Origin of the sequence: Enterobacter cloacae complex sp. P38RS (assembly GCF_014930775.1) — a bacterium.
In the GTDB taxonomy this organism is placed as follows: domain Bacteria; phylum Pseudomonadota; class Gammaproteobacteria; order Enterobacterales; family Enterobacteriaceae; genus Enterobacter; species Enterobacter bugandensis.
In genome coordinates this window covers 1-13866 of record NZ_JADBRS010000020.1, presented here as the reverse complement: position 1 = coordinate 13866, position 13866 = coordinate 1, and the positions used below count along the sequence as shown (strand labels likewise).

General features: G+C 53.4%; 13 protein-coding genes. 7 read left to right on the top strand and 6 right to left on the bottom strand.

Features of this window, described 5'->3' with window-relative positions; translation table 11 throughout:
• Positions 1-55 precede the first annotated feature (55 nt).
• The 3 genes from glnL (at position 56) to IM303_RS19795 (ending at position 2750) form a co-directional block, all read left to right on the top strand.
• Positions 56-1105: a nitrogen regulation protein NR(II) gene (glnL, locus tag IM303_RS19805; RefSeq protein WP_014172250.1), complete on the top strand. Its 1050-nt coding sequence runs from the start codon at positions 56-58 to the stop codon at positions 1103-1105.
• Positions 1106-1116: 11 nt separating this feature from the next.
• Positions 1117-2529: a nitrogen regulation protein NR(I) gene (glnG, locus tag IM303_RS19800; RefSeq protein WP_028014893.1), complete on the top strand. Its 1413-nt coding sequence runs from the start codon at positions 1117-1119 to the stop codon at positions 2527-2529.
• 110 nt (positions 2530-2639) lie between these two features.
• Positions 2640-2750 (top strand): YshB family small membrane protein, encoded by a 111-nt coding sequence (locus IM303_RS19795; RefSeq protein ID WP_017382667.1) that lies wholly within the window; start codon positions 2640-2642, stop codon positions 2748-2750.
• 53 nt (positions 2751-2803) lie between these two features.
• Here the strand turns inward: IM303_RS19795 and hemN are convergent, their stop codons facing one another.
• The gene (hemN, locus tag IM303_RS19790) at positions 2804-4177 is read right to left on the bottom strand and encodes an oxygen-independent coproporphyrinogen III oxidase (RefSeq protein WP_193360188.1); all 1374 of its coding nucleotides are present in this window, start codon (positions 4175-4177) and stop codon (positions 2804-2806) included.
• Between the two features lie 188 nt (positions 4178-4365).
• A complete protein-coding gene (yihI, locus tag IM303_RS19785; RefSeq protein WP_049001354.1) occupies positions 4366-4881 on the bottom strand; it encodes a Der GTPase-activating protein YihI in 516 nt (171 codons plus the stop codon).
• Between the two features lie 577 nt (positions 4882-5458).
• Between yihI and yihA the strand changes: the two genes are divergently transcribed.
• Positions 5459-6088: a ribosome biogenesis GTP-binding protein YihA/YsxC gene (gene yihA / locus IM303_RS19780; RefSeq protein ID WP_045630625.1), complete on the top strand. Its 630-nt coding sequence runs from the start codon at positions 5459-5461 to the stop codon at positions 6086-6088.
• Between the two features lie 312 nt (positions 6089-6400).
• Here yihA and polA read toward each other — a convergent pair whose 3' ends face one another.
• Positions 6401-9193: a DNA polymerase I gene (gene polA, locus IM303_RS19775; RefSeq protein WP_049001350.1), complete on the bottom strand. Its 2793-nt coding sequence runs from the start codon at positions 9191-9193 to the stop codon at positions 6401-6403.
• 440 nt (positions 9194-9633) lie between these two features.
• On the opposite strand from polA, the gene IM303_RS19770 reads away from it, so the two are divergent.
• A complete protein-coding gene (locus IM303_RS19770; protein ID WP_049001347.1) occupies positions 9634-10542 on the top strand; it encodes an acyltransferase in 909 nt (302 codons plus the stop codon).
• A gap of 23 nt (positions 10543-10565) precedes the next feature.
• On the opposite strand, the gene dsbA is transcribed toward IM303_RS19770, so the two are convergent.
• The 3 genes from dsbA to IM303_RS19755 form a co-directional block, all read right to left on the bottom strand.
• On the bottom strand, positions 10566-11189 hold the full coding sequence (gene dsbA / locus IM303_RS19765) for a thiol:disulfide interchange protein DsbA (protein ID WP_028014899.1): 624 nt from the start codon (positions 11187-11189) through the stop codon (positions 10566-10568).
• Positions 11190-11216: 27 nt separating this feature from the next.
• Positions 11217-12203 (bottom strand): serine/threonine protein kinase, encoded by a 987-nt coding sequence (locus IM303_RS19760; protein ID WP_193360187.1) that lies wholly within the window; start codon positions 12201-12203, stop codon positions 11217-11219.
• Positions 12204-12278: 75 nt separating this feature from the next.
• Complete coding sequence (locus IM303_RS19755; protein ID WP_008501866.1) at positions 12279-12548, bottom strand: YihD family protein; 270 nt, start codon at positions 12546-12548, stop codon at positions 12279-12281.
• Positions 12549-12616: 68 nt separating this feature from the next.
• Here IM303_RS19755 and mobA point away from each other — a divergent pair, with 68 nt between their 5' ends.
• Complete coding sequence (gene mobA, locus IM303_RS19750) at positions 12617-13201, top strand: molybdenum cofactor guanylyltransferase MobA (RefSeq protein ID WP_049001341.1); 585 nt, start codon at positions 12617-12619, stop codon at positions 13199-13201.
• Positions 13198-13701 carry a molybdopterin-guanine dinucleotide biosynthesis protein MobB gene (mobB, locus tag IM303_RS19745; protein WP_193360186.1) on the top strand — a complete coding sequence of 168 codons (504 nt, stop codon included), beginning with the start codon at positions 13198-13200 and terminating at the stop codon, positions 13699-13701. Before mobA ends, mobB begins: the two co-directional genes overlap by 4 nt.
• Positions 13702-13866: the final 165 nt, after the last annotated feature.

Sequence of the window (13866 nt, the reverse complement as noted above, 5' to 3'; positions counted from 1 at the left end):
CGCTGAAACCGCTATACTGCACTAAAACAGTGCAACGACTCCAGGAGACTGCTGAATGGCAACTGGCACGCTGCCCGATGCTGGGCAGATCCTCAATTCTTTGATTAACAGCATCCTGCTGGTCGACGACGAACTGGCCGTCCATTACGCCAACCCGGCGGCTCAACAGCTGCTCGCCCAGAGTTCACGCAAACTGTTTGGCACCCCGCTTCCTGAGTTGTTGAGCTATTTCTCGCTGAATATTGGCCTGATGCAGGAAAGTTTGCAGGCCGGTCAGGGGTTCACCGATAACGAAGTCACGCTGGTGATCGACGGGCGCTCACATATTCTTTCCCTTACCGCGCAACGTTTGCCGGAAGGACTGATCCTGCTGGAAATGGCGCCGATGGATAATCAGCGTCGCCTGAGCCAGGAGCAGCTTCAGCATGCGCAGCAAATTGCCGCCCGTGACCTGGTGCGCGGTCTGGCGCATGAAATCAAAAACCCGCTGGGTGGGTTACGCGGCGCGGCGCAGCTTCTGACCAAGGCGCTGCCCGATCCCGCGCTGGCGGAGTACACCAACGTCATCATTGAGCAGGCGGACCGCCTGCGTAACCTGGTCGATCGCCTGCTCGGGCCGCAGCAGCCGGGTATGCACGTTTCAGAAAGCATTCATAAAGTCGCTGAAAGGGTGGTGAAGCTCGTCTCCATGGAGCTGCCGGAGAACGTCACGCTGGTGCGTGATTACGACCCAAGCCTGCCGGAACTGGCGCATGACCCGGACCAGATTGAGCAGGTTCTGCTGAATATTGTGCGCAATGCCCTGCAGGCGCTGGGGCCGGAAGGCGGCGAGATTATTTTACGCACCCGCACCGCCTTCCAGCTTACGCTGCACGGCGTGCGCTATCGTCTGGCGGCACGCATCGACGTTGAGGATAACGGGCCTGGCATTCCTTCTCATCTGCAGGACACCCTGTTCTACCCAATGGTAAGCGGGCGCGAAGGCGGTACGGGACTGGGCTTATCTATCGCCCGCAGCTTGATCGATCAGCACTCCGGAAAAATTGAATTTACCAGTTGGCCGGGACATACCGAGTTTTCGGTTTTCCTGCCGATTAAAAAATAAAGGTGACGTTTATGCAACGAGGGATAGTCTGGGTAGTCGATGACGATAGCTCCATCCGTTGGGTGCTTGAACGCGCGCTCACAGGGGCAGGTTTAAGCTGCACGACGTTTGAGAGCGGCAGCGAGGTGCTCGACGCACTCACCACCAAAACGCCGGACGTTCTGCTGTCGGATATTCGCATGCCGGGCATGGACGGGCTGGCGCTGTTAAAGCAGATCAAACAGCGCCATCCTATGCTTCCGGTCATCATAATGACGGCTCATTCCGACCTGGATGCCGCGGTGAGCGCCTATCAGCAAGGGGCGTTCGATTACCTGCCCAAACCGTTTGATATCGACGAAGCGGTGGCGCTGGTTGAGCGCGCGATTAGCCACTACCAGGAGCAACAACAGCCGCGCCACGCACCCGATTTTGGGCCAACCACCGACATCATCGGCGAAGCGCCGGCGATGCAGGACGTGTTTCGCATTATTGGCCGTCTGTCCCGCTCGTCCATCAGCGTGTTGATTAACGGGGAATCGGGTACAGGTAAAGAGCTGGTGGCGCATGCGTTACATCGCCACAGCCCGCGGGCAAAAGCGCCGTTTATCGCCCTCAATATGGCGGCGATCCCGAAGGATTTGATTGAGTCCGAGCTGTTCGGCCACGAAAAAGGGGCGTTTACCGGCGCGAATACCATTCGCCAGGGGCGCTTTGAGCAGGCTGACGGCGGCACGCTGTTCCTGGACGAGATCGGCGATATGCCGCTGGACGTTCAAACTCGCCTGCTGCGCGTGCTAGCCGACGGGCAGTTTTACCGCGTGGGCGGCTATGCGCCGGTGAAGGTGGACGTGCGCATTATCGCCGCAACGCACCAGAACCTGGAGCTGCGCGTGCAGGAGGGCAAATTCCGTGAGGATTTATTCCATCGCCTGAACGTGATCCGCGTCCACCTGCCGCCGCTGCGCGAGCGTCGGGAAGATATCCCGCGCCTGGCGCGTCATTTCCTGCAGGTGGCGGCCCGCGAGCTGGGCGTGGAAGCCAAGCAGCTTCATCCGGAAACCGATGCCGCGCTCACCCGTCTGGCGTGGCCGGGCAACGTACGCCAGCTGGAAAACACCTGCCGCTGGCTGACCGTGATGGCCGCCGGCCAGGAAGTGTTGATTCAGGATCTCCCTGCCGAACTGTTTGAGGCCACCGCGCCCGAAAGCAGCACCGGGCACGCGCTGCCGGACAGCTGGGCAACGCTGCTGGCGCAGTGGGCCGACCGCGCGCTGCGTTCCGGTCATCAAAACCTGCTGTCTGAGGCTCAGCCAGAGATGGAGCGTACGCTATTGACCACCGCGCTTCGTCATACGCAGGGCCATAAGCAAGAAGCCGCGCGCCTGCTGGGATGGGGACGTAATACCCTGACGCGCAAGCTGAAAGAGCTGGGAATGGAGTGATCGTACGCCGCTGTGTAAAGGTTATTAATTGAGCGCAAATTGCCGTTATTTTGCGCTTTACTGTTCCGATGAGTTTTGTATGATCGTGCCCGGAAATTGGGGGAACCATCATGCTGGAATCATTAGTGACTTTACTGTCGAGCGGAGCAGCTGAAAGCCACACGCCGCAAACCGCTGTTGCTGCGGTATTATGTGCGGCGCTGGTTGGGCTGTTTAGCTAGCAGGTTGAAATGTAAAAGCCGGGTAGCGGCTTCGCCTTACCCGGCTTTGCGCCTTAAATCACCCGTGAAAACTGCTGCATACGCGCCTTCTGGCGCAGATACGCGTCAAAGCACATGCAGATATTACGGATCAACAGACGCCCTTTCGGCGTGACCTCAATCGCGTTTTCCGACACATCCACCAGCCCGTCTTTCGCCAGCGGCGCAATCAACTTCAGGTCTTCCGCAAAATATTCGCTGAATGTCAGAACCCACTGTGCTTCCATGTCGCTAAAGTCGAGACGGAAGTTGCAGATAAGCGCCTTAATCACATCACGACGAATGCAGTCGTCACGGGTCAGCGCGATGCCGCGCCATAGCGCGTTGCCGGTTGCATCAACCTGCTGGTAGTAGAGCTTCAGCTCTTTCTGGTTCTGCGCGTAGCAGTCACCGATCATGCTGATGGCGGAGACACCCATGCCGAGCAGATCGGTATCGCCCTGAGTGGTGTAACCCTGGAAGTTGCGGTGCAGAACGCCTTCGCGCTGGGCAATCGCCAGCTCGTCATCCGGACGGGCAAAGTGATCCATGCCGATAAATTGATAGCCGCTCTCGGTCAGAGAGGTGATAGTTTCCTGCAGGATATCCAGCTTCTGCTGGGCAGAAGGCAGATCGGCATCTTTGATTTTGCGCTGGGCGGCAAATAGCGTCGGCAGGTGCGCATAGTTAAAGACGCTCAGGCGGTCTGGGCTAAGTTCAGCCACGCGCTTCAGCGTGAAGGCGAAGCTCTCCGGCGTCTGCTTTGGCAGGCCGTAAATCAGGTCGATGTTGGTCGAGGTAAAGCCGATATCACGCGCGTGGTTGAGTAAGGCGAAGATAAATTCCTCGTCCTGCTCGCGGTTGACCAGACGCTGCACCTCTTTATTGAAATCCTGCACGCCCATGCTCAGACGATTAAAGCCTTCGGCGCGTAAGTGATCCAGTACATCCAGCTCAATTTCACGCGGATCGACTTCGATCGAGATTTCAGCGTCGTCGTTAAAATTGAAATTTCCGCGCAGCAGCGTCATCAGGCGGCTTATTTGCGCCTTATTGAGATACGTTGGCGTGCCGCCCCCCCAGTGAAGCTGGCTGACGTAACGACCTTTAAAAAGCGGCGCGCGGTGCACAATTTCCTGTTCGAGCGCATCGAGGTATTGGTCGGCTTTATGCTGCTGACGGGTCACGATTTTATTGCAGCCGCAGAAGTAGCAGAGCTTGTGGCAGAACGGAATATGGACGTAGAGCGACAGCGGACGCTCTGGATAGCGCGCGACGGCCTGCTGAAAATCCTCCTCGCCGAAGGCATCGGAGAACTCCAGCGCGGTGGGGTATGAGGTATAACGCGGCCCGGAATAGTTATACTTCTGGATTAGGGCCAAATCCCAGTCGATAGTTGGTGCTGACATGCTCACTCCTTCCGTTGGTGTCGCGTTCGTATACGGCGGCCCGTTCTGGCCCCATCGCGGGCCATCATTCGGGTGCGCAGCCACTTCTGTCGCCGCGACAACCGCCGTAGTTTAACGAATAACCACACCAGATAACATATAACCGGAAGGGTTATAAGCAGGACTATCGTGCCTGCCGGGTGCAAATGTTAGTTTCCACCTTTCAGAAGACGCATCATATCTTCCTGCTTTTCTTCTTCCTCTTCGTCGTCTTCGTCATCGTAAGACAGACCCAGCTTCTGCATTAGCTCATCAATGCGGTCCAGTTTGGCATCTACCCATGACTGCTCTTCGGCGGTCAGGGTTTCACCCTCTTCAAGACGTTCCAGCAGCGCGTCCAGGCGCTCATCGTTCTCCAGCATATCCAGCTCAGCCTGCGGTGAAAGCATAGGTTTCTCGCTCTTTGGTTTGTGCTGCTTAGTGACCGGGGTGTCTGTCACGCCCAGTGGAATGGGAGTTTTACTGCCGATACGAGGGTCTTTCTGCTGTTTGCCTTTTGCAGAGGCGCCCGCTGCACCAACGCCGTTGGCACGGCTACCCGCAGCATGACCGCGATGTTTTTTGTCGCGTTTGCGATCGCGCGCTTCCTGGTTCAGTTCTTCGCGCGTTTTGCGGCGTGCTTTTGCAGGGCGTTTCGCGCCCGCAGCGGAGGTTGGTTTTTTCATGATGTTTTATCTTAAAGTCGTTTTCTTCAGTATAGAATTGCGGCGAAATCTAGCAGAAAGCAAGCAAAGAAAAAAGGCGACAGAGCAATCTGTCGCCTTTTTTCCTGACTCACAACCCTTAACGGGTCAGACATTCCATGTTTACCAACAACACACCCTGTTTATCCTTTGGCTGATACCGTCCGTGTATGGTTCCATTTCCTGTTAAAACGCCTCCAGGCGCTGGTCGTCCTGACTATCCTGCGTCTTCGCCTCCTGGCGCTCCTGACCCTAATCCTTAAGTCGATTTCCTGTTGGCTTCCTCGCCTTGCCGCATACTTTACCTTGTTCCGTTAAACTAACAAGCAACGAAACGGTACAAATACGGATTTTCAGATAATTACCTGGAAATAAGATTATGATTTAAAACAGTTTGCATTTTTTGACGCCTGCGAATTCTCTGAAATCTCCCTTAGCAACATTAGCCGATCTCTTACAGCCGTTTGGGCATTCGCCTGCAAGCCTCGTGCAATGAGAAAAGCCTTTTGCCCGCATTCGGGTATAATCCCTCCAGATTACGATTTTTGGAGACGACCACGTGACTACCTGGAACTACCAACAGACGCATTTTGTCACCAGTGCGCCCGATATTCGCCACCTGCCTTCTGATACCGGTATTGAAGTGGCATTTGCTGGCCGCTCCAATGCGGGGAAATCCAGCGCCCTGAATACGCTGACCAATCAGAAGAACCTGGCGCGTACCTCAAAAACACCTGGCCGTACCCAGCTGATTAACCTCTTTGAAGTGGCTGAAGGCAAACGCCTCGTAGACTTGCCGGGATACGGTTATGCGCAGGTGCCTGAAGAGATGAAGATCAAGTGGCAGCGTGCGCTGGGCGAATACCTGGAAAAACGCCTGTGCCTGAAAGGTCTGGTGGTGCTGATGGATATTCGCCATCCCCTGAAAGATCTGGATCAGCAGATGATCGACTGGGCGGTGGCAAGCGATATTGCCGTGCTGGTGCTGCTGACGAAAGCCGACAAGCTGGCAAGCGGCGCGCGTAAAGCGCAGGTGAATATGGTTCGCGAAGCGGTACTGGCCTTCAATGGCGATGTACAGGTTGAGCCTTTCTCTTCGCTGAAAAAACAGGGCGTGGACAAGCTGCGTCAGAAGCTCGACAGCTGGTTTAACGAGCTGGAACCCGCGACGGAAGCGGAAGAAGAGTAATACCGAGCGCGGCGATGTCCGCGCTTTTTTTTGCCCGAACTTTTCTTTGCCGCAATAAAAAACGCCCCAGTCATTACTGACTGGGGCGGCTAAAATATTCAGCCAAATCCGATTACGTGAAGTAAAAGGTCTGAAAGATAGAACATCTTACCTCTGTACCCTACGTCGATAACTCTACCCCTTTTTTTGCTGTAGAAAAAGCACTTTTTGTAATTTTTTTTCATTCTTTACATAGGGAATTCTAATGATCGTCACAAAACGCGCGTTGTTATGTTGCTAACTTACATAAAAAGCGCGTTATTCACAGAACCTTTAGTGAGCCTGATCCCAGTTTTCACCACTTCCTACTTCCACCAGCAACGGCACGTCCAGCGTCATGCTGCTTTCCATCAGTTCGTGGATCTTCTTCGACACGGCGTCGAGGTCGTCCTTGTGCACTTCAAATACCAGTTCATCGTGTACCTGCATGATCATTTTCACGCGCGGCTTCTCTTTCTCCAGCCAGGCATCAACGGCGATCATTGCGCGCTTGATGATGTCCGCTGCGGTACCCTGCATCGGGGCGTTGATCGCCGCACGCTCTGCGCCAGCGCGGCGCGCCGCGTTGCTGGATTTGATGTCCGGAAGATAGAGACGACGGCCATCCAGGGTTTCAACGTAACCTTTCTCTTTCGCCTGCGCGCGGGTGCGTTCCATATATTCCAGAACGCCCGGATAACGCTCGAAGTAAAGATCCATATACTTCTGCGACTCTTTGCGCGGAATGTTTAGCTGGCGTGAAAGGCCAAACGCGCTCATGCCGTAGATTAGACCGAAGTTGATCGCTTTTGCACTGCGGCGCTGTTCGTTGGTCACGTTGTCCAGCGGTAAACCAAAGACCTCCGCCGCGGTCGCCCGGTGGATGTCTTTTCCTTCCGCAAATGCCGTCAGCAGACCTTTATCGCGGGACAGGTGCGCCATAATGCGCAGTTCAATTTGCGAGTAGTCAGCCGAGACAATCAGGTAGTCATCAGGGGCTATAAAGGCCTGACGAATGCGGCGCCCTTCCTCATTACGCACCGGAATGTTCTGCAGGTTAGGATCGGTTGACGAGAGACGCCCGGTTGCCGCTACCGCCTGATGATACGACGTGTGCACACGGCCCGTTTTCGGGTTGATCATCAGCGGAAGTTTGTCCGTGTAGGTAGACTTCAGCTTCGCGAGACCACGGTACTGCAGAATCACTTTTGGCAGCGGGTAGTCCAGCGCCAGCTCTTCCAGCACCTCTTCAGAGGTTGACGGCGCGCCGCCAGGGGTTTTCTTCAGCGGCTTGATGCCCTGCTTTTCAAACAGAATGGTTTGCAGCTGCTTCGGTGAAGAGAGGTTAAACGGCTCGCCTGCAAGCTCATGCGCTTTCTGCTCGAGCTCGGTCAAACGCTGCGCGAGCTCGCCAGAGTGGTTATGCAGCACCGTTGGATCGATCTTAACGCCATTGCGTTCGATACGGGACAGCACGGGTACCAGCGGCATTTCAATATGCTGGAATACGTTCAGCGGACCTTCGTGCTTCTGCAGTTTCGGCCACATCTTCAGATGCAGTTGCAGCGTGACGTCGGCATCTTCCGCCGCGTAGCGCCCTGCTTCTTCAAGAGCAATCTGGTTAAAGGTGAGCTGATTTTTCCCTTTACCGGCAATCTCTTCAAAGGTAATGGTTTTGTGCTTGAGCCAGCGGTCAGATAAGGAATCCATATCATGGCGGCCCGCCACGCTGTCCAGAATGTAGGATTCGAGCATAGTGTCAAAGGCAATCCCGCGCAGCTCAATGCCGTAGTTCTGCAGAATGCCGCGGTCGTACTTGAGGTTTTGCCCAACCTTCAGCGCCTTTTCGTCTTCCAGAATCGGCTTCAGTAGCTCGAGCGCGCGCTCGCGGGAGATCTGCTCCGGCGCATCCAGGTAGTCGTGCGCCACGGGAACGTAGGCGGCAATACCCGGCTCTGTCGCAAAGGACAATCCCACCATATTGGCTGAGATGTTGTCGAGGCTGTCTGTTTCGGTGTCAAAGGCAAAGACCGGCGCTTTTTTCAGTTTCTCGATCCAGGCGATCAGCTGTGACTCTTCCAGAATGGTTTCGTAGTTGTCGAAGGAGAGCGCTGCGGCTTCTTCTTCCGCCTGATCTTCGGCATCAACGACAATCGTCTCTTTCGGCTTAGCAGCAGGTTTGGCCCCTTTAGCCTGCAGCCATTTACCGGCTTCCACGTCAGTGGTCCAGCGCTTGAATTCGTATTTCTTAAACAGGCTCAGCAGGTCGTCAGCGGAAGGCTGTTGCACTTCCAGCTGCTCACAGCCCAGCTCCAGCTCCACATCGGTTTTGATTGTTGCCAGCTTATAGGAGAGATAAGCCACCTCTTTGTTCTCTTCCAGCTTCCCGGCCATGGTTTTTGCGCCACGGAAGGAAAGTCCGGCGATTTTGTCGGATTCCGCGTAGAGCGTGTCCAGACCACCCAGCCCCTGAAGCAGTGCCTGCGCGGTTTTTTCACCGACGCCAGGAACGCCAGGAATGTTATCCGAGGAGTCGCCCATCAACGCGAGGAAGTCGATAATCAGCTCTGGCGGCACGCCATACTTAGTGACTACTTCTTCTGGCCCCAGAATGGTGTTGGTCATGGTGTTGATCAGGGTAATACCTGGCGTCACCAGCTGCGCCATATCTTTATCACCGGTGCTGATCAGCACCGGACGGCCCATTTTTTCAGCTTCACGCGCCAGCGTACCGATGACGTCGTCAGCCTCCACGCCAGAGACGGCCAGCAGCGGCAGGCCCATTGCTTTCACCATGGCGTGCAGTGGCTCAATCTGCGCACGCAGATCGTCAGGCATTGGCGGACGATGGGATTTGTAATGTTCGAACAGCTCATCGCGGAAGGTTTTGCCTTTCGCATCAAAAACGACAGCCGCATGGGTGGGCTGATACTGAAGAATCAGGCTGCGCAGCATGTTCAGCACGCCGTACATCGCGCCGGTAGGTTCCCCTGCGCTATTGGTCAGAGGAGGAAACGCATGGTACGCCCGATACAGGTAAGAAGAGCCGTCGACGAGAATAAGTGGGTTTTCTGGGATCTGAACCATAATGTCCGTGCCTTTAATCAATTTATGCGTAAAGGATGCCACAGAAGGATGAAAACATCAGTTATTCAGGTTCGATACAGGAAAAGATTTTGCGATCGTGAGGATCGCTCGCAAAATTCAAACTGTGGATAAGTTTGTGAATATTTTCACTTCAAATGAAAAACAGATACTAAAAGCAGGCGCGCGTTGATAATAAATTATTACATATCATAATGTTAACAACTAACACTGCATGAAAATAGCCTGCTGATGGCAATTTAGTCTATGTGGATATAAGTCCTGATTAGCGCACAATATTAGAGAAATCTTCTGCTTCAGGGGAAAAGCCGTCTATTGACGATATGAAAGCGCCATAATTTTGTCACTTTTCTGATAAAATCAGCCCCCAGCGCCGTATCATCGGCCGGTCCATTAAAGCTAACCACCTGAAAAAGCTCATCATGTCGAGATTGCTCGCTGCAATAACATTACCGCTAAGCATCGTTTTAACTATTCTGGTGACGATTGCGTGTTCTGTGCCAATCATTATCGCCGGGATCGTTAAACTGCTGCTGCCTGTGCCTGCGGTGTGGCGATCCGTCTCTGCGTTTTGTAATTTCATGATGTATTGCTGGTGTGAAGGGTTAGCGATCCTGCTGTGCCTGAATCCGCATCTTAAGTGGGATGTCGAAGGGCTGGAGAGCCTCAACAAAAAGAACTGGTACCTGCTGATCTGCAATCATCACAGCTGGGCGGACATCGTGGTGTTATGCGTGCTTTTTCGCAAACATATCCCGATGAACAAGTACTTCCTGAAGCAGCAGCTCGCCTGGGTGCCCTTTATCGGGCTGGCCTGCTGGGCGCTTGATATGCCGTTTATGAAACGCTATTCGCGCAGCTATCTGATTCGTCATCCGGAGCGTCGCGGTAAGGATGTCGAGACCACGCGCCGCTCCTGTGAAAAGTTTCGCGCACATCCAACGACCATCGTGAACTTTGTTGAAGGCTCACGGTTTACGGAAGATAAACGTCAACAAACACGCTCCCCTTATCAGAACCTGCTTCCGCCAAAGGCGGCGGGTATTGCGATGGCGCTTAACGTGCTGGGTGCACAGTTCGATAAACTTCTGAACGTTACGCTCTGCTATCCGGAAAATGACAGGACGCCATTCTTCGATATGCTCAGCGGCAAGCTGACGCGCATTGTTGTTCGGGTGAATTTAGTGCCGATCGATACCGGGCTGCACGGTGACTACGTTAACGATAAGAATTTCAAACGTGGTTTCCAGCAGTGGCTTAATACGCTCTGGAAAGAGAAAGACGAACAGATAGACAGCATTAAATCTTCATACAAAAACGCCGGTCAGTGACCGGCGTTTTCATATCAACGAAATTACTTCTTCTCAACCAGGTATTTCACGGTGTCAGCATACTGCTGCACGAAAATATCCATGCTGCTGGTGTCCATGCCCTGCATGTTCAGCTGATATTTGCCGTTAACAAACATCGCCGGAACGCCCTGAAGCTGCAGATCAGCGGCCGCTTTTTCCTGCTGAGCAACCAGAGATTTCACTACAAAGCTGTTCCACGCGGCGTCGTACTCTTCACCTTTCACACCGGCATCAACGAACACTTTGCGGATATCCGCAGTGGTCTGAACGGTCTGGGTTTTCTGTACGGCTTCGAACATTGGAGCAGTGATTTTATCTTCCACGCCCAGCGCCATCGCAACCGCCCACGCCTGAGTCAGGTCTTTACCCAACGGGCCCAGGAACTCAACGTGGTACTTGGTCATTTTGGTGCCTTCCGGCAGCTTCTTCTTCACGTTGTCAGAAACATGCAGCACCTCTTCGAATTGATAGCAGTGCGGGCAATAGAATGAGAAGAACTCCAGAACCTGTGGCTCGCCAGCAACCGGCTTTTCCAGCGTGATAAACTGTTTACCGTCGGTAAACTGCGCAGCAGAAGCGCTAAATGCCAGAATCATACCTGCCAGCGCCAGCCAAATTTTTTTCATGATTAACTCTCTCCTGGGTGTGTCCAATTAATACATCGGCGTTAATTGCAGAGGGGGTTCCTGAAGAACCTTAACCTGCTGAGTGAATGTAGATATCTGGCTGCGCCAGTAATCTTCTCCGGTAAGCCACGGGAAATTACGAGGAAATGCGGGGTCGTCCCAACGCCTGATTAACCATGCGAGATAATAAACAAAACGCATCGCACGTAAAGGCTCAATCAGGGCAATTTCGTCTGAATTAAACGGGCTAAATTCTTCATAGGCTTCAATAATCGTTTCAAGCTGCATGCGCTGCTCGGCTTTGTCGCCATTGAGCAGCATCCACAGATCCTGAACCGCTGGTCCCATGCGCGCATCGTCGAGATCGACAAACAGTGGACCATCGCGCCAGAGAATATTTCCGGCGTGACAATCGCCATGTAGGCGCAGAACGGAAATATCATCACGCCAGCAGGTTTTCACCGCAGCAATAAGCTTATCGGTGGCGTTGAGGAAATCATCCTTTAACGCAGCGGGGATCAGCGCAGACGTTTCGAATATCTGACGTGATTCGGTGAGATATTCATGAATCCCGATCGTTGGTCGGACAGTGAACTCTGTTTTACGTCCCGTCTGATGAATGCGTCCCAGATAGCGAGCAACCCACTCCATCTGATCGATATTATCCGCTTCAAACTGGCGGCCACCCAGACTGGGGAATACGGCGTAGTAAAACCCTTCATGCGTGAGCAGCGTTTGGTTATTGAACTTTATCGGCGCGGCAACGGGGACGTCATCAACCAGCAGATCGTGAGCAAACTGGTGCTCCTCCTGAATTTGCTGTGCAGACCAACGTTCAGGGCGATAGAACTTTACGACGAAGCGCTGACGATCCTCGTCCTGAAATTGATAGACGCGGTTTTCGTAGCTGTTTAACGGAGTTAGCCCGGAATCCACACGAATACCCTGTTCAAACAGGGCATCCATAATGGTATCCGGGTGTAGTGTCTGGAAAGTAAAAGCCTGGTCGTTCATCCGATCATCCGGAAATTATACGAATGATTCAGGATATCATCTTGTAGCGATTTCGGTGGCTCCGCTTACAAGCTTTTACTCTTTAATTACGCCTCGGGCGCGCAGCAATGCAGTTTTAAAATCTTCCTCATAATCCTTCTGAATACCAGGAATAACAGCATCTTTGGCTGAGTCGCGCATTTTGAGGTGGTAGATCAGGATGTCGTCAGAAAGGTCTGCCAGATCGCCGTCAAAACCTGACTCTTTTGCCAGTTTCTGTAAGAATTGCATCAGATTCAGCTCTGGCTCTTTTTGCCAGGCTGGCTGGAGGAGTTCAATGACTTCATTCAGACGTTTACATTTCATGGTGGTGCTCCTTTCATTTAGAGTGACACGTTAGCAGGGTCAATCCCACAATAAAAGAGGCGATATTCGTGAATCTTAGCCTGGAAATCACTGGGGTCGTTCTGGCAGGCGGCAGAGCTACGCGGATGGGCGGGGAAGATAAAGGACTACAGCTCCTGAAAGGCAAGCCCTTATGGCAGCATGTCGCTGATACGCTTGTCGATCAGGTGTCAGCAATGGCGCTGAGCGCAAATCGCCATATCGATATTTACCAGCGCAGCGGGTTTCCCGTTTATCAGGATAATCTCGCAGATTTTCCGGGGCCGCTGGCCGGCATGCTTTCGGTGATGCAGCAGTCGCAGGGAGAGTGGTTTCTCTTTTGTTCGTGTGATACTCCATATATACCCACCTGCCTGGTGGAACGGATGGTGCAACAGCGAGGTGATTCACCCGTGGTCTGGGTGCATGACGGCGAGCGCGACCACCCAACTATCGCGCTCATTAACCGATCCTTGATTCCTGCTATGAGCGACTATCTGGCTTCCGGAGAGCGAAGAGTGATGGTGTTTATGCGTAAGGTCGGCGGACATGCTGTTGATTTTAGCGACATGAAAACATCGTTCGTGAATGTGAACACAACAGAAGATTTACAGGCCATGCAGGAGAAGAGATGAACTCTGTTTTAGCCATTTCAGCCTGGAGTGGGACAGGAAAAACCACGTTGCTGAAAAAACTGATTCCCGCGCTGTGCGCCCGCGGTATTCGTCCTGGCTTGATTAAGCATACTCACCATAATATGGATGTCGATAAGCCGGGCAAAGATAGCTATGAACTGCGCAAAGCGGGTGCCGCGCAGACAATGGTAGCAAGCAACCAGCGTTGGGCATTGATGACAGAAACGCCGGATGAGGCACCGCTGGATCTCGCGTATCTGGTGAGCCGGATGGATCACTCCATGCTGGATCTGGTGCTGGTTGAGGGATTTAAGCATGAGGCCGTGCCTAAGATCCTGCTGTTCAGAAGTGATGCCGGGCATGACATCAGCGAGTTAACGCTGGATGAGCATGTGATTGCGGTGGCCAGTGATGTGGCATTGCCGCTTGAGGTTCCGGTGCTGGATTTAAATGATGAGGATGGGATTGCTGAGTTTATTGTGAAGTGGTGTGCGGTCTGACTTGCCGGGTGGCGGCTTCGCCTTACCCGGCCTACATTTTTCGGTATATAAACGCAAAAAGGCCATCCTTTCGGATGGCCTCTTCACTTAATTGATGCCTGGCAGTTCCCTACTCTCACATGGGGAGACCCCACACTACCATCGGCGCTACGGCGTTTCACTTCT

What these genes read in the sequence shown, in the direction of transcription:
- glnL (WP_014172250.1), top strand. Translation starts at nt 56, where the DNA reads ATGGCAACTGGCACGCTGCCCGATGCTGGGCAGATCCTCAATTCTTTG.
- glnG (WP_028014893.1), top strand. Translation starts at nt 1,117, where the DNA reads ATGCAACGAGGGATAGTCTGGGTAGTCGATGACGATAGCTCCATCCGT.
- IM303_RS19795 (WP_017382667.1), top strand. Translation starts at nt 2,640, where the DNA reads ATGCTGGAATCATTAGTGACTTTACTGTCGAGCGGAGCAGCTGAAAGC.
- hemN (WP_193360188.1), bottom strand. Translation starts at nt 4,177, where the DNA reads ATGTCAGCACCAACTATCGACTGGGATTTGGCCCTAATCCAGAAGTAT.
- yihI (WP_049001354.1), bottom strand. Translation starts at nt 4,881, where the DNA reads ATGAAAAAACCAACCTCCGCTGCGGGCGCGAAACGCCCTGCAAAAGCA.
- polA (WP_049001350.1), bottom strand. Translation starts at nt 9,193, where the DNA reads ATGGTTCAGATCCCAGAAAACCCACTTATTCTCGTCGACGGCTCTTCT.
- IM303_RS19770 (WP_049001347.1), top strand. Translation starts at nt 9,634, where the DNA reads ATGTCGAGATTGCTCGCTGCAATAACATTACCGCTAAGCATCGTTTTA.
- dsbA (WP_028014899.1), bottom strand. Translation starts at nt 11,189, where the DNA reads ATGAAAAAAATTTGGCTGGCGCTGGCAGGTATGATTCTGGCATTTAGC.
- IM303_RS19760 (WP_193360187.1), bottom strand. Translation starts at nt 12,203, where the DNA reads ATGAACGACCAGGCTTTTACTTTCCAGACACTACACCCGGATACCATT.
- IM303_RS19755 (WP_008501866.1), bottom strand. Translation starts at nt 12,548, where the DNA reads ATGAAATGTAAACGTCTGAATGAAGTCATTGAACTCCTCCAGCCAGCC.
- mobB (WP_193360186.1), top strand. Translation starts at nt 13,198, where the DNA reads ATGAACTCTGTTTTAGCCATTTCAGCCTGGAGTGGGACAGGAAAAACC.